The organism is Streptomyces sp. NPDC030995, from assembly GCF_055571215.1.
Map to the genome: position 1 here is coordinate 13,241 of NZ_JBVIFS010000010.1, position 20,196 is coordinate 33,436.

General features: G+C 70.6%; 14 protein-coding genes. 10 read left to right on the forward strand and 4 right to left on the reverse strand.

Features of this window, described 5'->3' with window-relative positions; genetic code table 11:
• Positions 1 to 171: 171 nt before the first annotated feature.
• Together ACZ45T_RS17265 and ACZ45T_RS17270 are read right to left on the reverse strand one after the other, a co-directional pair.
• Positions 172 to 975, reverse strand: a complete 804-nt coding sequence (locus tag ACZ45T_RS17265; RefSeq protein ID WP_468442027.1) for a hypothetical protein — start codon at positions 973 to 975, stop codon at positions 172 to 174.
• 166 nt (positions 976 to 1,141) lie between these two features.
• Complete coding sequence (locus ACZ45T_RS17270) at positions 1,142 to 2,821, reverse strand: PucR family transcriptional regulator (protein ID WP_468442029.1); 1,680 nt, start codon at positions 2,819 to 2,821, stop codon at positions 1,142 to 1,144.
• 254 nt (positions 2,822 to 3,075) lie between these two features.
• Here ACZ45T_RS17270 and ACZ45T_RS17275 point away from each other — a divergent pair, with 254 nt between their 5' ends.
• The 7 genes from ACZ45T_RS17275 to ACZ45T_RS17305 all read left to right on the forward strand — a co-directional run bounded on the left by ACZ45T_RS17275 (position 3,076) and on the right by ACZ45T_RS17305 (position 12,821).
• Complete coding sequence (locus ACZ45T_RS17275) at positions 3,076 to 3,972, forward strand: FAD binding domain-containing protein (RefSeq protein WP_214937389.1); 897 nt, start codon at positions 3,076 to 3,078, stop codon at positions 3,970 to 3,972.
• Positions 3,973 to 3,974: 2 nt separating this feature from the next.
• Complete coding sequence (locus ACZ45T_RS17280; protein ID WP_468442031.1) at positions 3,975 to 4,610, forward strand: (2Fe-2S)-binding protein; 636 nt, start codon at positions 3,975 to 3,977, stop codon at positions 4,608 to 4,610.
• A 2-nt stretch (positions 4,611 to 4,612) separates the two neighbouring features.
• Positions 4,613 to 7,018, forward strand: a complete 2,406-nt coding sequence (gene pucD, locus ACZ45T_RS17285) for a xanthine dehydrogenase subunit D (protein WP_468442032.1) — start codon at positions 4,613 to 4,615, stop codon at positions 7,016 to 7,018.
• Between the two features lie 328 nt (positions 7,019 to 7,346).
• Complete coding sequence (locus ACZ45T_RS17290) at positions 7,347 to 8,810, forward strand: NCS2 family permease (RefSeq protein WP_468442033.1); 1,464 nt, start codon at positions 7,347 to 7,349, stop codon at positions 8,808 to 8,810.
• A gap of 115 nt (positions 8,811 to 8,925) precedes the next feature.
• Positions 8,926 to 10,089 (forward strand): XdhC family protein, encoded by a 1,164-nt coding sequence (locus ACZ45T_RS17295; RefSeq protein WP_468442034.1) that lies wholly within the window; start codon positions 8,926 to 8,928, stop codon positions 10,087 to 10,089.
• A gap of 130 nt (positions 10,090 to 10,219) precedes the next feature.
• Positions 10,220 to 11,515 (forward strand): YncE family protein, encoded by a 1,296-nt coding sequence (locus tag ACZ45T_RS17300; RefSeq protein ID WP_468442036.1) that lies wholly within the window; start codon positions 10,220 to 10,222, stop codon positions 11,513 to 11,515.
• Positions 11,516 to 11,585: 70 nt separating this feature from the next.
• Positions 11,586 to 12,821, forward strand: coding sequence for a GNAT family N-acetyltransferase (locus tag ACZ45T_RS17305; protein ID WP_468442038.1), 1,236 nt, complete (start codon positions 11,586 to 11,588; stop codon positions 12,819 to 12,821).
• A gap of 97 nt (positions 12,822 to 12,918) precedes the next feature.
• Here ACZ45T_RS17305 and ACZ45T_RS17310 read toward each other — a convergent pair whose 3' ends face one another.
• Positions 12,919 to 15,135 (reverse strand): terpene synthase family protein, encoded by a 2,217-nt coding sequence (locus ACZ45T_RS17310; protein WP_468442040.1) that lies wholly within the window; start codon positions 15,133 to 15,135, stop codon positions 12,919 to 12,921.
• A gap of 111 nt (positions 15,136 to 15,246) precedes the next feature.
• Positions 15,247 to 17,295: an ABC transporter ATP-binding protein gene (locus ACZ45T_RS17315; protein ID WP_468442042.1), complete on the reverse strand. Its 2,049-nt coding sequence runs from the start codon at positions 17,293 to 17,295 to the stop codon at positions 15,247 to 15,249.
• 191 nt (positions 17,296 to 17,486) lie between these two features.
• Here ACZ45T_RS17315 and ACZ45T_RS17320 point away from each other — a divergent pair, with 191 nt between their 5' ends.
• The 3 genes from ACZ45T_RS17320 to ACZ45T_RS17330 all read left to right on the forward strand — a co-directional run bounded on the left by ACZ45T_RS17320 (position 17,487) and on the right by ACZ45T_RS17330 (position 20,171).
• Positions 17,487 to 17,822 carry a hypothetical protein gene (locus ACZ45T_RS17320; protein ID WP_468442044.1) on the forward strand — a complete coding sequence of 112 codons (336 nt, stop codon included), beginning with the start codon at positions 17,487 to 17,489 and terminating at the stop codon, positions 17,820 to 17,822.
• A gap of 605 nt (positions 17,823 to 18,427) precedes the next feature.
• Positions 18,428 to 19,168 (forward strand): VOC family protein, encoded by a 741-nt coding sequence (locus ACZ45T_RS17325; RefSeq protein ID WP_468442046.1) that lies wholly within the window; start codon positions 18,428 to 18,430, stop codon positions 19,166 to 19,168.
• Positions 19,169 to 19,640: 472 nt separating this feature from the next.
• The gene (locus ACZ45T_RS17330) at positions 19,641 to 20,171 is read left to right on the forward strand and encodes a hypothetical protein (protein WP_468442378.1); all 531 of its coding nucleotides are present in this window, start codon (positions 19,641 to 19,643) and stop codon (positions 20,169 to 20,171) included.
• Positions 20,172 to 20,196 lie beyond the last annotated feature (25 nt).

Sequence of the window (20,196 nt, forward strand, 5' to 3'; positions counted from 1 at the left end):
CCCGCCCCCGCCGCCGGCGAGGGAAAGACCGGGGCTCCGCCCCGAACGCCGGCGAGGCTGAAATAGACGCCGGCAGGGGCTGGAAGATCCAGCCTCGCCGGCGTTTGAGGCGCGGGGTCTGGGGCGGAGCCCCAGGGGTCGAGCGGTCTCGCCCGCGCAGGTGATGGGGGGCTACGCCGCAGGCGAAGGGGCAGGCGAGGGGGCCGGGTGGAGTTGGTCCGCCAGCCACGTGGGGATGCCGCCCAGGAGATGGAAGAGCCGGCGGGCCTCCGCGCGCAGGCGGGTGGCCTCCGGTTCCGGCTCGGCCTCGGCCAGGGCGGCCAGCGCCGGGGCCGTGCCGATCAGGAAGCCCAGGTCCTCCCGGATGCGCAGGGATTCCACGAAGCCCTTGCGGGCCTCGGCCACCTCGCCGTCCCGCAGCGCCAGCGCCGCCAGGTGCCGCCAGGTGAAGGACAGCAGAAGGATGTCCCCGTGGGCCTCCGCCCCCTCGTGCGCCCGGCGGTACGCCGGCCGGGCCGACTGCGGGGCGTCCGCCAGGTGCTCGGCGACCAGGCCCCGGCGGAAATCGAGCAGCGGGCGGGTCCGGGACTCCGGGGACAGCAGCGCCGCCGCCCGGCCCAGCGCGGAGCGGGCCTCGTCGGCCCGGTCGCGCACGCCCAGCACGGTGGCGGCGTACGCCAGGTGGCCCCGTTCGCAGGCGGCCGCGCCCCGGTCGTCGTCGTCCTGCGCCACCGCCTCGGCGGTCCGCAGCGCGTCCTCGGCCTCGGCCCAGCCCTGCCCCGTGAACAGGCACCGCTCGACCAGCAGCGCGGTCCGCTGGACGGCAGCCCCCGCATGGACGGACTGGCCGGCGTGTGGCACCAGCAGAGCCGCCGCGTCGGTCCAACAGCCGCGCGAGCGCAGCCGCCATATCGCCCGCTGGAGGGGGTCGTCTCCCCCGGTTGTTCCGGCACCCGACATGGCGGTATCCGCCACATTGCCCTCCCCAAAGCAACCAAGCAGCACATCGTTGAGCCCTGGGGCGAAATGAGAGCACGGATCGGCGGCATCGGCCAAGGGGTCGGGTGAACTCTTTCACAAAGTCCGGACGGATCATCAGCCGCCCCGCGGCCGGGACCGTCCGGCCGCGGGGCGGATCTGCTCAGCTCATCCGCAGTGCGAGGAAGAAGTCGAGCTTGTCCTCCAGCCGGGACAGGTCCCGCCCCGTCAACTGCTCGATTCGTCCGACCCGGTAGCGCAGCGTGTTGACGTGCAGGTGCAGCCGCGTCGCGCAGCGGGTCCACGAACCGTCGCAGTCCAGGAAGGCCTCCAGCGTCGGGATGAGCTCCGCGCGGTGGCGCCGGTCGTAGTCCCGCAGCGGGTCCAGCAGCCGGGCCGTGAAGGCGCGCCGCACGTCGTCCGGCACGAACGGCAGCAGCAGCACGTGCGAGGCCAGCTCGTGGTGGCCGGCCGCGCAGACCCGGCCCGGCCGGGCCGCGGCGACCCGGCGGGCGTGCCGGGCCTCCTCCAGCGCACCGCGCAGCCCCTCGGCGGAGTGCACGGCCGCGCTGACGCCCAGCGTGAGCCGGCCGTCGTCGGCCAGACCGGCCGCCAGGGGCTCCCGTACGGCCGCGAGCAGCTCGTCGGCGTGCAGGGCCGAGTCCGGGCCCTTGTCCTCCCCGGCGTCCCCGGACAGCGAGGGGAGCGGTACGAGGGCGATGGCCTCGTCACCCGCATGGGCGACGGCGATCCGGTCCGAGGGCTCCGGCCCCGAGACCGACGGGTCGACGAGGATCTCCTCCAGCAGGGACTGGGCCACCGGGCCGCCGGGGATGTCCCCGTTGTCCCAGTCGACCCGGGCCACGACGACCTGCCAGTGCGGCGCGGCGCCCAGCCCGGGCAGCAGCACGGGGGCCGCCACGCGCAGGCGGGCGGCGATCTCGGCGGGCGGGGCACCCGTCTGGACCAGTTCCAGGACTTCTTGTGCCAGGCGGCGGCGCACCGTACGGGCCGCGTCGCGCCGGTCCCGCTCCACGGCGATCAGCTGGGTGACGCCCTGGAGCAGGTCCAGGCGCTCGGCGGGCCAGTCGCCCGCGTCCGCCTCGACGGCCAGCAGCCAGTCCGACAGCACGGTCTCGCGCACGTCCCGGGCGGCCGGACCGGCCGCGCCGCGCCCGTGTCCCCTGATCGGGAAGAGCGAGTAGGTAATACCCTGAATGGAGATCCGGTGCGGCCCCCTGCGGCCCGTCCGGACCGCCGCAAGGTGCTCGCCCGCCAGCGCCGCGCACACGCCCGGCGCCAGCGGCTCTCCCGCCCCGGCGATCTGCCGGCCGGTGGGGGACAGCACCCAGGCCCGGAGGTCGAGGTCGGTGGTGAGCAGATCCAGCACCACATCGGGGCCGCCGCCGGCCGGACCCGAGGTCATCAGGCGGCGGTGGCGGTCCACGACGGCCGCGAGGTCTCCCGCGCGCTCGCCCGAAACCTGCCGTACGACGTACTCGGTGATCGTGGCGAATGCAACGTCCTCGTTCACGGCGAACAGCGGCAGCCGGTTGCGAACACAGGCCGAGACCAGATCGTCCGGGATGTCTCCCAGCTCCGCCTCGCCCGCCGCGAGGCCCGCGACACCGGCGCTCGCGAGGATTCGTACGAACGGCTCGGAGTCGGCTGAATTTCGCCTCCATGCCAGGCCGGTGAGGACGAGTTCACCCCCGGTGAGGTATCGGCTGGGATCACGCAGGTCGGTCGTCATGACCCCGCGGACCGTCCGGTCGAGTTCGTCCTCGCCGCCCAGCAGCCGCAGCCCCAGCGCCTCGGTTTCCAGCAGTGCGCGCAGCCGCATGATGTCGCCGCCGATCTGTCTCGATTGTTGCCGTTGGAAATCGGGCAGGTCGTTGCATCCTGCCTTTCATACGAATCTACAAGACGAGGGAGGCCGTCAGCCAACTCCTTCATGGTTTCGGTGACTGCACCCGGGGGACGCGCGGCTTGTGTACTGAGTCCACACCGCGTTAACAGCACGTGAACGACCAGTCGAGGGCCCTTAGGCCTCCTGGCTTGAAGTGAACGACACGATGAAGAAGAAGAGAGCCGCTCATGGACTTCCTTCGCCCCGCCAGCTGGGAGGAGGCGCTCGCCGCTAAGGCCGAGTTCCCCACAGCTGTGCCGATTGCGGGTGGCACCGACGTGATGGTCGAGATCAACTTCGACCACCGTCGGCCGGAGTACCTTCTGGACCTGAACCGCATCGGTCTGCTGCGGGAGTGGGAGGTCGGCGAGGACGTTGTCCGTCTGGGCGCCTCCGTCCCGTACACGCAGATCATGGAGAACCTCCGGACGGAGCTTCCGGGTCTCGCACTCGCCTCGCACACGGTCGCGTCCCCGCAGATCCGTAACCGCGGCGGCGTCGGCGGCAACCTCGGTTGCGCCTCGCCGGCCGGTGACTCCCACCCCGCGCTCCTCGCGGCGGGCGCCGAGGTCGAGGTGGAGTCCGTACGCGGCTCTCGCCTGATCCCGATCGACGAGTTCTACACCGGCGTCAAGCGCAACGCGCTCGCCGCCGACGAGCTCATCAAGACCATCCACGTCAAGAAGGCGGATGGCCCCCAGCAGTACTCCAAGGTCGGCTCCCGCAACGCGATGGTCATCGCGGTCTGCGCGTTCGGTCTGGCCCTGCACCCCGAGACCCGTACGGTCCGCACCGGCATCGGATCGGCCGCGCCGACCCCGATCCGCGCGAAGGCCGCCGAGGAGTTCCTGAACGCCGCGCTCGAAGAGGGCGGCTTCTGGGAGTCCGGCAAGGTCATCACCCCGTCGATCGCCAAGCAGTTCGGTGACCTCGCCTCCGGCGCGGCCAACCCGATCGACGACGTCCGCGGCACGGCGAAGTACCGCCGTCACGCGGTCGGCATCATGGCTCGCCGCCAGCTCGTCTGGACCTGGGAGCAGTACCGCGGAACCGGCAACGGCCGCTCGCTTGAAGGGGCTGCGTAATCATGCGCGTCAATTTCACTGTCAACGGCCGTCAGCAGGAAGCTGACGACGTGTGGGAGGGCGAGTCCCTTCTCTACGTCCTGCGCGAGCGCCTGGGCCTGCCGGGTTCGAAGAACGCCTGTGAGCAGGGTGAGTGCGGTTCCTGCACCGTCCGTCTCGACGGCGTGCCGGTCTGCTCCTGTCTCGTCGCCGCCGGCCAGGTCGAGGGCCGCGACGTCGTGACCGTCGAGGGCCTGGCGGAGTTCGCCAAGCAGCGCGAGGAGCACGGCCACGGCGGTGCCTGCGGCACCGGCGGCGGCTGCGGCAGCAAGGGCGGCGTCTCCCTGGACGCGGCCAAGCAGTGGCAGGCGCACGGGCCCAACAGCGAGCTCCGCTCGCGGGCTGCCGACTCGCAGACCGGTGAGGGCGTCGAGCTCTCCAACATCCAGCAGGCGTTCATCGACGCCGGCGCGGTCCAGTGCGGTTTCTGCACCCCGGGCCTCCTGGTCCAGGCCGACGCGCTGCTGGAGGAGAACTCCTCCCCGTCCGACCAGGACATCCGTGAGGCCCTGTCCGGCAACCTCTGCCGCTGCACGGGCTACGAGAAGATCCTCGACGCGGTCCGCCTCGCGGCCGCCCGTCAGGGAGAGGCGGTCTGACCATGGCGCAGAACACGCGCACCGTTCCGGCGGGTACGCCCACCAACGTCACCCAGAAGCACAACAAGGGCGGCATCGGCGAGTCGACGCTCCGCCCGGACGGCACCCTCAAGGTCACCGGCGAGTTCGCGTACTCCTCGGACATGTGGCACGAGGACATGCTGTGGGGCCAGACCCTGCGCAGCACCGTCGCCCACGCCGAGATCGTCTCCATCGACATCTCCGAGGCGCTCGCCATGCCCGGCGTCTACTCGGTGCTGACGTACGACGACCTGCCGGCCGAGATGAAGAACTACGGCCTGGAGATCCAGGACACCCCGGTTCTCGCCAACGGCCGAGTACGTCACCACGGTGAGCCGGTCGCCCTCGTGGCCGCCGACCACCCGGAGACCGCCCGCCGCGCGGCCGCCAAGATCAAGATCGACTACCGTGAGCTGCCGCTCGTCACGGACGAGGCCTCCGCCCTCGCCCCCGACGCGCCGCTGATCCACGAGGGCCGCGACGACCACCACATCGGTCACGTCCCGCACCCGAACATCGTGCACCGCCAGCCGATCATCCGCGGCAACGTGGAAGAGGCCCGCAAGCGCGCCGACGTCATCGTCGAGGGCGAGTACACCTTCGGCATGCAGGACCAGGCCTTCCTCGGCCCGGAGTCCGGCCTGGCCGTGCCGTCCGAGGACGGCGGTGTCGAGCTGTACGTCGCCACCCAGTGGCTGCACTCGGACCTCAAGCAGATCGCCCCCGTCCTCGGTCTCCCCGAGGAGAAGGTGCGCATGACGCTCTCCGGCGTCGGCGGTGCCTTCGGTGGTCGCGAGGACATCTCGATGCAGATCCACGCGTGCCTCCTGGCCCTGGCCACGAACAAGCCGGTCAAGATCGTCTACAACCGGTTCGAGTCCTTCTTCGGTCACGTCCACCGGCACCCGGCGAAGCTCTACTACGAGCACGGCGCCACCAAGGACGGCAAGCTCACGCACATGAAGTGCAAGATCGTCCTGGACGGCGGCGCGTACGCGTCGGCCTCCCCGGCGGTCGTGGGCAACGCCTCCTCCCTCTCGGTGGGTCCGTACGTCCTGGAGGACGTGGACATCGAGGCGATCGCGCTCTACACGAACAACCCGCCCTGCGGCGCGATGCGCGGCTTCGGCGCCGTCCAGGCCTGCTTCGCGTACGAGGCCCAGATGGACAAGCTCGCGGAGAAGCTGGGCATGGACCCGGTCGAGTTCCGCCAGCTGAACGCCATGGAGATGGGCACGATCATGCCCACCGGCCAGGTCGTGGACTCCCCGGCGCCCGTCGCCGAGCTGCTGCGCCGGGTCAAGGCCCGCCCGCTGCCGCCGGAGCGTCAGTGGGAGAGCGCCGGTGAGGGTGCGGACGTCCGCGCGCTGCCCGGTGGTCTGTCGAACACCACGCACGGCGAGGGCGTCGTCCGCGGCGTCGGCTACGCGGTCGGCATCAAGAACGTCGGCTTCTCCGAAGGCTTCGACGACTACTCCACCGCCCGCGTGCGCCTCGAGGTCATCAACGGCGAGCCCGTCGCGATGGTCCACACGGCCATGGCGGAGGTCGGCCAGGGCGGCATCACCGTCCACGCGCAGATCGCCCGCACCGAGCTGGGTGTCACGCAGGTGACCATCCACCCGGCCGACACGCAGGTCGGCTCCGCCGGTTCCACGTCCGCCTCGCGGCAGACGTACATGACCGGTGGCGCCGTGAAGAACACCTGTGAGGCCGTCCGCGAAGCCGTCCTGGAGATCGGGCGCCGCAAGAACGGCTCCTACCACCCCGCGTGGGCCACCGCCGAGCTGCTGCTCGAAGGCGGCAAGGTCGTCACCGACGGCGGCGAGGTCCTCGCGGACCTGGCCGAGCTGCTGGAGGGCGAGGACGCGATCGACCTGGAGCTGGAGTTCCGGCACCGGCCGACCGTCCCCTTCGACCTGGTCACCGGCCAGGGCGACGGCCACGTCCAGTACACCTTCGCCGCGCACCGCGCGGTCGTCGAGGTGGACACCGAGCTCGGCCTCGTCAAGGTCGTGGAGCTGGCGACCGCGCAGGACGTCGGCAAGGCGCTCAACATGCTTTCCGTGGTCGGCCAGATCCAGGGTGGCACCACCCAGGGTCTCGGCGTGGCGATCATGGAAGAGATCATCGTGGACCCGAAGACCGCGAAGGTGCGCAACCCCTCCTTCACGGACTACCTGATCCCGACCATCCTCGACACCCCGACCATCCCGGTCGACGTCCTGGAGCTCGCCGACCCGAAGGCGCCGTACGGCCTTCGCGGTATGGGCGAGGCCCCGACCCTCTCGTCCACCCCGGCCGTCATCGCGGCGATCCGGCAGGCGACCGGTCTGGAGATCAACAAGACGCCGATCCGTCCGGAAGCCCTCACCGGGACCCTCTAGGACGGCGTGGTCCGGGGGCCGAGAGGCCCCCGGACCCCCCCTCAGACTCTCCGGGCGGTGTGGCTCGGGAACGTCACACTTCACCGCCCACCGCCCGGAGTACATACGAAGCACCGCACCGCTCGCGGTCCCTTCACCTCGCAGTACCCCTGCAAGAACCCCCACGTAGTACCAGCGGTCACCCCCGCACTACCCGCAGTAAACGCAGTGAACATTTCGCGTCGCCTCGGGCCGTCACCCCGGGTCGTGCAGCCAAACGCAGCATCCCAAATCCCGCAATCTCCAATCCCCAAGCGGGTGCCCCTTTGAACCTTGGGAGTTAGGCACCATGACCCAGTCGTCTGTGGAGCCCAAGACCACCGCGGAAGAGGCCGGCGACGGCTCTCGCACCCCCGCCGGACGTTCTTGGCTCGACCGGTACTTTCATATAACGCACAGAGGTTCCAACGTCGGCAACGAGGTTCGTGGCGGTATCACGACCTTCATGGCCATGGCGTACATCCTCCTGCTCAACCCCCTGCTCCTCTCGGGCAAGGACGTCGCCGGCGCCTCGATGGCCACGTCGGCCATCATCACCGCCACGGCGTTCGCCGCGGCCGTCACGACGCTCCTCATGGGCTTCGTCGGCAAGGTGCCCCTCGCACTCGCCGCCGGCCTGTCCGTGTCCGGCGTGCTCGCCTCACAGGTAGCCCCCCAGATGACCTGGCCGCAGGCCATGGGCATGTGTGTGGTCTACGGTGTCGTGATCTGTCTCCTGGTCGTCACCGGCCTCCGAGAGATGATCATGAACGCGATTCCCCTCGCGCTCAAGCACGCCATCACCATGGGCATCGGCATGTTCGTCGCCCTCATCGGCCTGGTGAAGGCCGGCTTCGTGGGCCGCGGTCCGGAGTTCGGACCCCCGGTCCAGCTCGGCGCCGTCGGTGAACTCGCCGGCTGGCCCGTTCTGATCTTCTGCGTGACCCTGCTCGCCATCTTCATGCTGCAGGCACGCAAGGTTCCCGGCGCGATCCTGATCGGCATCGTCGGCGGAACCGTTCTGGCCGCCATCCTCAACGCCGTGGCCGACATCGACCCGAAGGCCTGGAGGAGCGGCCCGCCGGAGCTCAGCGGCTCCGCGGTCTCGATGCCGGACTTCTCCCTCTTCGGCGACGTCTCGTTCGGCGGCTGGGGCGACGTCGGCTACATGACGGTCGGCATGATCGTCTTCACCCTGGTGCTCGCCGGCTTCTTCGACGCGATGGCCACCATCATCGGCGTCGGCACCGAGGCCAAGCTCGCCGACGACAAGGGCCGCATGCCTGGCCTGTCCAAGGCGCTCTTCATCGACGGTGCCGGTGGCGCCATCGGTGGCATCGCGGGTGGCTCCGGCCAGACCGTGTTCGTCGAGTCCGCGACCGGCGTAGGCGAGGGAGCCCGCACAGGTCTCGCCTCCGTCGTCACCGGCCTGTTCTTCGCCGCCTGCCTCTTCTTCACCCCGATCACCCAGATCGTCCCGGGTGAGGTCGCCTCCGCGGCCCTGGTCGTCATCGGCGCGATGATGATGCAGAACGCCCGCCACGTGGACTGGGCCGACAGCGCGACCTCGATCCCGGTCTTCCTGACCGTCGTGATCATGCCGTTCACGTACTCGATCACCGCTGGTGTCGCCGCCGGTGTCATCGCGTACGTCGCCATCAAGGTGGCGCAGGGCAAGGCCCGCGAGATCGGTGCCTTCATGTGGGCGCTGACCGGAATCTTCCTGGTCTTCTTCGCCCTGCACCCGATCGAGGGCTGGCTCGGGGTCAGCTGACCCGGACCGACCTGACCGGCAGGAAGAGCGCAGCCGCGCACACAGCGCAGCCGTACGAATACCGCACCCTCCACGTATCCGATACTGGAAATCGAACCTCGCCGAGGAGGCCGCAATGCTGGACATCGCCGAAGAGCTGAACCGGTGGGTCGAGCAGGGACGTGACTTCGCCGTCGCCACCGTCGTGGCGGTCGGCGGGAGCGCGCCCCGGCAGCCCGGGGCCGCACTCGCCGTGGACGGCGAGGGCACGGCCATCGGTTCGGTCTCCGGTGGATGTGTGGAGGGTGCGGTGTACGAGCTGTGCCGGCAGGCGCTCGAAGACGGCGAAACCGTCCAGGAGCGCTTCGGGTACAGCGACGACGATGCCTTCGCCGTAGGCCTGACCTGCGGCGGAATCATCGACATCCTCGTCACCCCGGTCCCCGTGGGCTCCCCGGTGCGGGAGGTGTTCGCGGCCGGCCTGGCCGCCGCGTCCCGCGGCGAGGCCGCCGCCGTGGCCCGCATAGCCGAGGGCCCGGCCGAGCTCATGGGCCGCGCCGTGCTCGTCCGTACCGAAGGCGCCTACGAGGGCGGCTTCGGCGGACACCCCGAGCTGGACCGCACCATCGCCGAAGAGGCCCGCGCCATGCTCGACGCCGGCAAGACCGGCGTGCTGGAGATCGGCGCCGACGGCCGGCTCTGCGGAGAGCCGCTCAAGGTGCTGGTCGAGTCCAGCGTCCCGCCCCCGCGGATGATCGTCTTCGGCGCCATCGACTTCGCCTCCGCCCTGGTGCGGATCGGCAAGTTCCTCGGCTACCGGGTGACGGTGTGCGACGCGCGGCCCATCTTCGCGACGAAGACCCGCTTCCCCGAGGCGGACGAGATCGTCGTCGACTGGCCGCACCGCTACCTGGAGACGCAGTCCTCGGCTGGGGACGTGGACGCCCGTACCGTCCTGTGCGTGCTCACCCACGACGCCAAGTTCGATGTCCCGCTCCTCGAACTGGCCCTCAGACTGCCCGTCGCCTACGTCGGCGCCATGGGCTCGCGCCGCACCCACGAGGACCGCAACAAGCGGCTCCGCGAGGTCGGCGTGACCGAGCTCGAACTGGCCCGGCTGCGCTCCCCGATCGGCCTGGACCTCGGCGCCCGCTCCCCGGAGGAGACCGCGCTGTCCATCGCCGCGGAGATCGTCGCGAACCGCCGCGGCGGCACCGGCGCCGCCCTCACCGGCGCGCACATCCCGATCCACCCCGACGTCGCGAACACCGTGATCGACCGGATCGGCTCCGTCGCTTGAAGAGCTGACCGCCGAAGGTGAGCAAAGGGCACACTCCCTAGGGGTTGTGCCCTTTTGACGTTCCGTCTATTTTACCGGCCGGTAACAGGAGGCACTCTCTCCTTCCCTTCCCCACACCGGAGTTGAGCGGATGATACGTACCCTGCGAACCCTCGGCGCGCTGGCTGCGGCCACCCTGCTCACCGCCTTCGCATCGGCTCCGGCCCCGGCCCTGACCTCGGCCCCGACCCCGGCTTCCGCCCCGACCCCGGCCCCGGTCCCGGCTTCCGGTGGCGCCGGTCTGCGCGAGGTGCTCTTCGTCGGGAACAACTGGGAGGGGACCGCCGACGTCCTCGCCTCCACCGGCGATCTCGCCAAGGTCGGCCGGATCAACATGATCCCCGACAAGGCGGAGCGGCTGCGCGAGATCTACCTCAACCCCCTGAAGCTCGGCTTCTTCCTCGGCATCCGGGAGAGCGCCGGCGAGGGCCACGACCAGTTCGTGGACGACATGTACACCACCCCGGACGGCTCCGCCGTCGTCGCCTCCCGCCCCAGCTTCGCCGACGTCGTGTCCATCGACGTGGCCTCGGGCCGGATCAACTGGCGCTTCCCGGTCGCCGGTTACCGGGCCGACCACATGGCGGTCTCCCCGGACGGCACCCACATCGCGGTCTCGGCCTCCACCGCGAACACCGTGCACGTCCTGGACATCGCCACCGGGCGCCAGGCCGGCTCCTTCTCCACCGGGGACAAGCCGCACGAGAACGTCTTCACCCGCGACGGCCGCTTCCTGTGGAACAGCTCGATCGGCGAGGTGAACACCGCCCTCGACGCGCCCTGGCTGGACTGGACGAAGGGCGACCGGAAGCTCACCGTGGTCGACACGCAGACCTTCCGCACCGTCCGGGTGATCGACATGCGGGAGCGGCTGGACGCCTTCGGCCGCCGGGACCTGTCCGACTCCGTACGCCCCGTCTCCTTCAGCCCCGACGAGTCCAAGCTCTACTTCCAGGTGTCGTTCTTCAACGGCTTCCTGGAGTACGACGTGGCCTCCGACCGGATCACCCGCCTCAAGACCCTCCCCGTGAACCCGGCCACCAGCACCGACCGCACCAAGTGGGTCAACGACTCCCGCCACCACGGCATGTCCATGAGCCCCGACGGGGCGAAGCTCTGCATCGCGGGCACCATGGACGACTACGCGACCATCGTGGACCGCGCCACCCTCGCCGAAGGGCCGCTCGTGCCCGCCGCCAAGCCGTACTGGGCCACGGTCGACGGCGACGGAAAGGGCTGCGTGATCTCCGAGAGCGGCGCCGACCAGGTCACGGCCATCGACTTCGCCACCGGCACCAAGCGGGTGTCCGTCCCGGTCGGGGACCATCCGCAGCGCGTCCGGATCGGCCACGTCCCGGCGGACTGGACCGGCCCCGCGTCACGGTGACCGGCCCCGGGCCGACACATCGGGTAAGTATGGGGTGACCGGTCCGCGATGACCGATTAGTCTCGTGATCATGGTGGACATCCGTGACGTACCCGACGCCGACATCGACCGTGCTCTGGAGCTCGCGTACCTGGTCTTCCACGACCGGCCGGAGAAGGAGGGCCGCGAGAAACACCACGCGCTGCTCGTGCGGTGCGACCGGATCGGCGCCTACGACGGCGACGTCCTCGTCGGATTCATGGCCGCGCACGACTTCCGGCTCTCCGTGCCCGGGGCGGACCTGCGCTGCCCCGGGCTCACCTTCGTCTGCGTCGCGCCCACCCACCGCCGCCGCGGCGTGCTCACCGGGCTGATTACCGAGATGCTGCGCCGCGCCACGGCCGCGGGCAGTCCGCTCGCCGCCCTGTGGGCCTCCGAGGCCGCCATCTACGGCCGCTTCGGCTTCGGCAGCGCGACCACCGGCGCCACCATCGAGATCGACTCCACCCGGCCGCTGGCCCTGCGCATCGACCCGGACCGGCGCCCGCTCCACCTCGTCGCCCCGGACGAGGCCCTCGCCGTGATCGGGCCCTTCCACGAGGCCGCCCGCGGCGCGCGGGCCGGCCGCCCGACCCGGAGCGCGGAGCGCTGGCGCGACGAGTGGCTGGCCGAGCAGGACGAGGAGGACGAGGAGCTGAGCCCGCCGCGGATCATCGTCCTGGGGGACCCGGACGAGCCGATCGCCGGATACGTGCTCTACCGCACGAAGCCGGAGGGGGAGGGCGGGTCCGCCCGCGCGCACGGCGGCCTGGTCCGGGTCGAGGAGCTGGAGGCCGACACCCCGGCGGTCGCCGCCGCCTTGTGGGAGTGCCTGGCCGCCCTCGACCTCACCGGCAAGGTCTCCGCGTGGGGCCGCCCCGTCGACGACCCGCTGCTGCACTTCGCCGCCGACCGGGACCAGGTCCGCGTCACCGCCCAGTTCCCGGCGCTCTGGCTGCGCCTGGTCGACGTACGCGCGGCGCTGACCGGGCGGTCCTGGGCCGCGCCGGTGGAACTGGTGCTGGAGGTGCACGACGTACGGCTGCCCGCCAACGCCGGGCGGTTCCGGCTCAAGGCGGGGCCGGGCGGGGCGACGTACGAGCACGCGGACGCAGCCCCCGACCTGGCCCTGGACGTACGGGAGCTGGCCGCCTGCTACCTGGGCGGGACCCGGGTCGCCGACCTCGTCGCGGCCGGGCTGGTGCGGGAGCACACGCCCGGTGCGGCGGCGGCGCTGGACGCGGCCCTGCGCACGCCGCTGCTGCCGCACACGAGCGACGAGTTCTGAGGGACGGCGGCGGGACCGCGGGTGCGGGTGCGGGTCCGGGCGAGCGGGGGCGGGGCGGGGGCGGGGGCGGGCGAGCGGACCGCCCCCGCCCCCGGGATCAGGCGGGCAGGGAGATCCGGGCGGCCGACATGCCGAAGCCGGAACTCCAGACGCCGGTGGACAGCGAGTCACCCAGCCGGTGCAGGTCCTCCTCGCGGTAACGGCGGCACTTCTGGTGCCAGTTGAGGATCCCGGACAGCCAGTCCTGGAGCTCGCGGACGTACGCGTCGAGCCCGGCCCGGGCCTCGGCGCCCAGCTTCCAGTCGTCGTAGAGCAGCGGCAGCTGGTTCGCGACGATGTGCTCGAACTCCTCGGTGCGCTGGGTCATCAGCGCATGGCAGATGTTGAGGGCCTCGGGGTAGCCGATGTCGAAGAAGTTCCGGGTGACGAGGATGTAGTTGTGCACCTCGCCCTCGACCTCCACCTCCTTCTGGTACGAGAAGATGTCGTTCAGCATGCACGCGGCGTCGGCTGCCGCGTTCTCCAGTGACCGGATGGTCCCGGAGGCGTAGATCTCGTCGGGGATTCCGCGGCCCGCCTGGCCGAGCCGGCACAGGTACATCGTGAGGTGCGAGCCGAAGGTGTGGCGGCGCATCTCGGCGTAGTCCACCGGGTCCGGGATGCGGTTCTGGATCTGGTTCTCGATCTCCCACACCCAGCTCTCCAGCATGTTCACGAGGGTCGCCCGGAACTCGGTGCGGACCACCGTGGTCATGCCCTGGCTCGTGCGCACCCACAGGTCGGCGAGCGAGCGCTCCATCGCCGTGACCGGCTGCGCCTGTTCGGCGTGATCGACCGGGATCATCGAGACGAGCCGCGCGGTGGTCGCCTTGGCGGCGTTGAGGTTCTTGGTCTGGGCGAAGACCACCGGGTAGTAGTCGTCCCCGTACGTTCCCCAGGTCAGCCAGCACGCGTTGAGCAGCAGGGCCTCGGGCGTGGCGTCGGGGTCGATGCCGGCCGAGCAGAGGGCGAAGTCGTAGCCGCGCAGCTTCTGTTCGTTCCAGATGGCGGAGCCGGGGTCGCCGGGCTGCGGATCCAGCAGGCCCATGCGCCGGGACCAGTCGACCGATCCCTCGCGCGCGTGGTCCAGATGGGGGCTGAGGGAGAGCGTGAACGGCATGTGGATGTCGGGGATGACGGAGGGCCCGGTGTGCTCGAAGGGCACGTGGGTGAAGGAGCGGCGCCGCATCTCCATCGATCGCTGCGTGAAGACGGACCGCAGGTCGAGCGCGGTGGTACCGAGCCCGGACGGGAGGAAGGGCAGGGTGAGCGGGGCGGTGGCCTTGGCCTCCTTGTTCATGTAGCGGCTGGAGACCATGTGCCACTCGTGGCCGCCGGACTGCCAGTCCTGCAGGCCCTTGGCGTAGGCGAGGACGGCGGCGATCTCGGCGGGGTTCATCGCGTGGTCGGCGAAGAGCTGGGGGAGCTCGGAGAGTGCGGTCTGCTCGAACTGCTGCAGCCTTGAGGTGAGCAGGTCGTTGGAGGCTTCGGCGGCCTCCTGGGTGGTGCAGCCGAGGAAGGTCTCCAACACCAGGATGGCGTTGGAGAGTTCGCCCTCGTCGGCGACCTCGCGTTCGTAGGAGAAGATGTCGTTCCTGATGTGCACGGCGTCGGAGAACGCGTCGCGCAGGACGCCGAGGGCCCGGGAGTGGGCCACGCGGGCGGGGACCTCGGCGGAGACGCACTCGATCAGGCCGGCCGACCAGGGGGCGCCGCCCACCTTGCGGCGCATCTCGATGTATTCGAGGGGGTTCGCCACGCGCCCGATGTTGATGTTGGCGAGTTCCCACATCGATTCGTTGAGCAGGTTCCTCGTGGACAAGGAGAACCGTTCCCGCCAGTCCGCGGACATCGCCGGGACGGTCCGCGCCCACAGGTCCGCGAGGCCCGCCTCGACGGGGTTGGTGGGCTCGGGGAAGCCGTCGGCCAGATCCATCGGCATGAAGGCGGCGAGCTTGTCGAGATACTCCTTGGCGCCGTCGCGGTCCTGCGAGCGCTTGTACATCTCCAGGAAGTGGTCGTCGAAGAAGAACACCCACACGTACCAGTCGGTGACCAGCGACAGCGCCTCGGCGTCGCAGTCGGGGTGGGTGTACGAGCAGAGCAGCGCGTAGTCGTGCGAGTCGAGATCGCTCTCCTCCCAGACGCCGGAACCTTCCAGCATGCCGAGGTCGCGCGCCCATCGCTTGGTGTGGACCCTCGCATCCTCGTAGTGGGGGTTCAGTCGCGCCGGATAAGGCACGTAGAAATCCGGCAGTTGAAACGGCTGCGTCACGGCAGGGTCGGCCTTTCGTCCATGGGTGCGGAGGCCGGTCGTCCCGGCCCCCGCACGAGATCAGCAGTGCCCTACCCGTGGTGGCCCTGGGATAAGGGGGAGTTCACCGCTTCAGGTGACGGACGGGTCGTTCCTCGGCGCGACGGCCTGCGGGGGGATAGGAGAGGGTCGCTGGGCGAACTGTTCGGCCTGTTGGGCCTGTTCGGCCTGTTCGTGCGGCCGCTGGGCGAACTGCTCGGCCTGCATCCGGAACATCGACGCGTACCGCCCGCCCAGGGTCAGCAGCTCCTCGTGGCTGCCCTGTTCCACGAGCCGCCCCTCGTGCAGTACGTAGATGACGTCGGCGAACCGCACGCCCGACATCCGGTGCGTGACGAGGACCACCGCACGCTGCGGCCCGGCGAGGCTCCGGATGCTGTCGAAGGCGGCGATCTCCGCCTCCGGATCGAGCGCCGAGGTGGGCTCGTCCACGACGAGGACGCGGGCGTCGCGAAAGCGCGTGCGGGCCAGGCCGAACTTCTGCCACTGTCCGCCGGAGAGTTCCGAGGCTCCCCTGAACACCCGGGCGAGCAGGGTCTCGTAGCCGTGCGGCAGCTTCTCGACGATCAGGTCGGCTCCCGCGTAGCGGGCCGCGGCCACCACGTCCGCCGCCTGCTCCACGGCGCGCTCGGGATCCTCCTCCCCGGGCCGGCCGATGGCGATGTTGGTCCGGGCGGTCACCGGCCAGCGCTCGAAGTCCTGGGTGAGGAGGGCGACGCGGTCGAAGACCTGCTCCCGGTCGGCATCCCGCACCTCCACCCCGTCCCAGGTCAGCGACCCCGAGTCGGGCAGGTGCAGGCCGGCCAGCAGTTTGACGAGGGTGCTCTTGCCGGAGCCGTTCTCGCCGACCAGGGCGACGACCTGGCCCGCCTCGATGGTGAGGGAGACCCCGGTGAGGGCGGGCTCGTCGCGGTCCGGGTAGCGGAAGCCCACGTCGTCGAGCCGTACCGCGCCGAGCCGCTCACCCAGCGGCAGCCCGCCGGACGGGATGGCCCGGCGGGCCGCCGCGGCGACGAACCGCTCCAGGTCCCGTACGTACAGGGACTCCTCGTGCAGGGTGTTGGTGGTGTTCACCAGCGCGCCGAGGCTCGCCGAACCGGTGCGCACCGCGATCACGGCGGTGCCGGCGACGGCGAGGTCCATCCGGCCGGAGACGATGAGCGCGCCCATCGCCCCGTACGTGATCAGGGCCGCGAGTCCGGAGAGTGCGGCGGCGAGCAGCTCGGTGGCGGCCTTGTCCTTGGCGAGGCGGGTGGCCTCGGTCTCGGCGACCTCGGCCATGTTGCGGTAGTGGCCGAGGAGGTAGCGGCCGACGCCGTGCACCCGGACCTCGGGTGCCGACGTACGGGAGATCAGCAACTGGCCGATGAGCCGGGCGGCCCGGACGTGCTCCACCCAGGTGATCATGGACAGGTAGCGGCGCTGGGCGACCCGCATCGCACCCCAGCCGCGCGGGGCGGCGATGAGCAGCAGCATGGGCAGCAGCAGCGGGTGCAGCACGGCGAGCACCCCGGCGGTGGCGACCAGCGAGATGACCCCGCCGAGGGTGGCCACGCAGGCCCCCACCGTCCGGCGGGCGGAGGGCGGCCCCCACTGGGCGCTGTCCAGCAGCCGCCGGAACTCCCCGTCCTCGATGGCTTCGAGCTCCACCGCGACGGCGGCGCCCAGGTACTGCTCGTGCGCGGCCCGCTCGACCTTGGGCTCCAGCCGCCCGGCGGCCGCGGTGGACCGCGAGGCCAGTACGGCTCCCAGTACGGCGACCAGCGCGCCGGCGGCCAGGGCGGGCAGCGCGGCGTGCAGCCGGTCGGCGGCGCTGCCCGCGCCCAGCAGCGTACGGAGCACCTCGCTGACGACGAGCAGCCCGACGGCGGAGGTGACCCCCTGCCCGGCCTCGGCGGCGGCGACGGTGAGCAGGGCGGGCCGGTCGGTGTCCCAGGCGAGGCGCAGGGTCCCGCCGACCATGCGGGGCATGGAGCGCAGGGTGCTGACCAGCCGCCCCTCCAGCCGGGCGTAGTCGTGGTTGGACCAGCCGGCGTCGTAGCGCAGCGGCCCGCCGAAGAGGCGCCGCTCGCTCTCGGAGACGGCGGGCTGCACACTCTCGGGCCGCTTGAGGAGCCTCACGCGCGGCCACCCCCGCCCGGTGCCGGGCCGAACACCGCACGAACATGCACGGATCGCAAGATTCCTCCCGAGGCGCAGCGGCTGCGAACTGATGCCGGAAGAACGTGGCTGCTCAGAGCGGCGTCACGGGCCGCGGGGAGCGAACGCCCGCACGCACTTGCGACGACGGCCCGTACCCCAAGCGGTGTGCGGTGACCGGGCGTTCGAACCACCCGGAGGTGGCGATGCCCCCGTACGAGGGATTGCGCCGGGAGGCGGGCGAGGCCGCCTCCCTGGGTGGGGAGACGGCCTCGGTGCGGTGCGGTGCGGCGGCCGCCGGAGCCAAGGAGCTGTCGGCCGTCGAGTACCGGTGGGTCGCCCGCCGGCTGACCGAAGCCCTGACGGATGCACTCCGGGTCGCCGAATCGCGCGGCGACCGCATCTCCGCCCCGCCCGAGAACCCCGGCTCCTGGCGGGTAGCGACGGCAACAACCACGGATTCCGGGGCACAACCGCGGACTCTGGCGGCTGTGGCGGATAATTCGTGACGGCTTCGCAGGGGGGACGGTCAGGCGGGGCCCCACACAAGGAGGACGCATAGATTCCGATGGACACCTGTACCGGCTTCGGCGCGCTGCCCCATGCACTGGTGGAGACCAATGCTTGCTCGGCGACCAGCAGAGCGTCTACCAGGTGGGCAGCACAACCGAGAGGCGGTGGAGGTCCGTAGGGGCCATTCCCTCGTCGCACTTTCGACCCGAGCGGACCTGGGCCACATTTCCATGCGCCCTTCCTCAGGGCACGTCCGCACGCAGGCACGGAACACCGGAGCCGGTGCTGGACCGGCAGCTGCTCTGTGACTGTCACACGCCACAGCCAGCTTCAGCGAGCGTCGCGCACGTTGTCGGCCGGGCCGCTCGCCCGTGGACTGTGCGGGCCGCGTCGGCCGGTCAGGGGACGCGGGGCTTGAGTAGCATCCGATTGAGTTCGGGCTCCGTGTCACTGGCCGTTCGGATGCAGGCGGCGTGGTCGGGTCTCGCCCTCGTTCACAGGCACTCGCACAGTCTCGACGAGGGCGACCATGGTCAGTGCCGGGGCGAACACATGCCTGATCGGGGGGCTCGGGTCGGCGGCAGCTTCTAAGATCTTCGGTATGGCAACAAGACTCGTGCAGATCAATATGAAGGCCCAAGACGACTCCGTACTCGGCCGGTTCTGGGCGGAGGCACTCGGTTGGGGTGTCGACAGCGAGGGACCCGGCGTGACCAACCTCGAACCCATGGGCGGCTTCGCCTACCCCGACCCCGTGGCCGTCTGCATCGACATCGTCGCCCGCCCGGAACCCAAAACGGTGAAGAACCGGGTACACCTTGATCTGGCCACCACCTCGACCGCCCATCAGGCGGAGTTGGTCGCGCGCCTGAAGGATCTCGGCGCGACGCTCGCCGACGTGGGTCAGGGCAACGTCCCCTGGACGGTCATGGCCGACCCGGAGGGCAACGAGTTCTGCGTCCTGGAGCCCCGTCCGATCTACCAGGACACCGGGCCGATCGCCGCGGTCGTGGTCGACTGCACCGACCCACGAGAGATGGCCCGGTTCTGGGGCCAGGCAATGGACTGGACGCTCCACGAGGTCACCGACGACCACGCGACCATGCGATCCGCCAAAGGCGTCGGCCCCTACCTGGAGTTCCTCCGCACCCCCGACACCAAGAGCGTCTGGAACCGCGTCCATCTCGACATCTGCCCCTACCCCGGTGACGACCTGGAAGCAGAAGAAGCCCGACTGCGCGCCCTGGGCGCCACCGCCCCTGGCATCGACCAGTCCGCAATCTCCTGGACGGTTCTGGCCGACCCGGAAAGCAACGAGTTCTGCCTCCTCACCCCTCGCTGACCCTGAGCAACGGCACCGGCCGGTTTCGGGTCAGCGGCGAAGACCACGTGGCGTCAGCGCATGCCGCCGGAGACGGGGATGCTGTCCCCCCCCCGGTGATCCAGCACGCGTCAGTGGACGCCAGGAAGACCACGAGCAGGCCGAAGTCGTCGCCGGTGCCCGTACGTCCCCAGCGCCCGTACGTCCCCAGCGCCTACGGCGGCGCTACACGCCGGCCTACAGGCACCATGAACAAGTCCGCCCCACCCCAGGAACTGGCTGTCCATCGGGCACCCTTGGTCACAGGTAGGGTGCCCATGGCTGGGGACATCCAGCGAACAGGTGTGAGGTAACTCCCAATCGGGGGATGGCCGTTTTCAAGGCTGTGGCGGATATTTCGTGACGCACCTTGATGGCGGTGGGGCAGACGTTGGCTCATGCTTGATCGCCAGTGCCGGGGCCTGGGGGCCCGGCATGCCTTGAGGGGGTCTGGGTGGTGGTCAGCGAGCTGGTACATGCAGAACTGCGACGCGTCGATTGGGCGTCGTTGGAGTGCGGCTGCGGTGACTCTGCCGAGCATGTACCGCTTCTGATCGAGGCCATAGTCACTGCTGAGAACCCCCAGGACATGATCGGATACACCCTCGATGGTCATGTCGAGGAAAGCACGATCATTTTCGAGTGCACTCCGCCGGCGGTCGGCGTGATCACGGCCGCGCTGGCGGGCGACCTCTCCACACCGGCCCGGGACGTGCTGCTGCAGACGTTGTGGTTCGTGGCTGCGGGCTCCGGCGACTACCAGCCGACTCCCGAAGGTGCGGGTCTGGGCGAGGGATGCAGGCATCACGTTCAGGAGGGGTACTGGAGGCTCGTCCAGATCGGGCTCACGGGTACTGCGGAAGACGCCGAAACGGTGGCGGGCATCTGTGAGTCCTTTGGGCTGGGCGGCGACAAAGCCGCCTTCTACCAGGCCGAGCTTCGCGCCCGTGTGCGCACGAAGACCAAGTGCGGGCGACGCGTCTGATGCTGTGAGGATCAGGGTGGTTGGG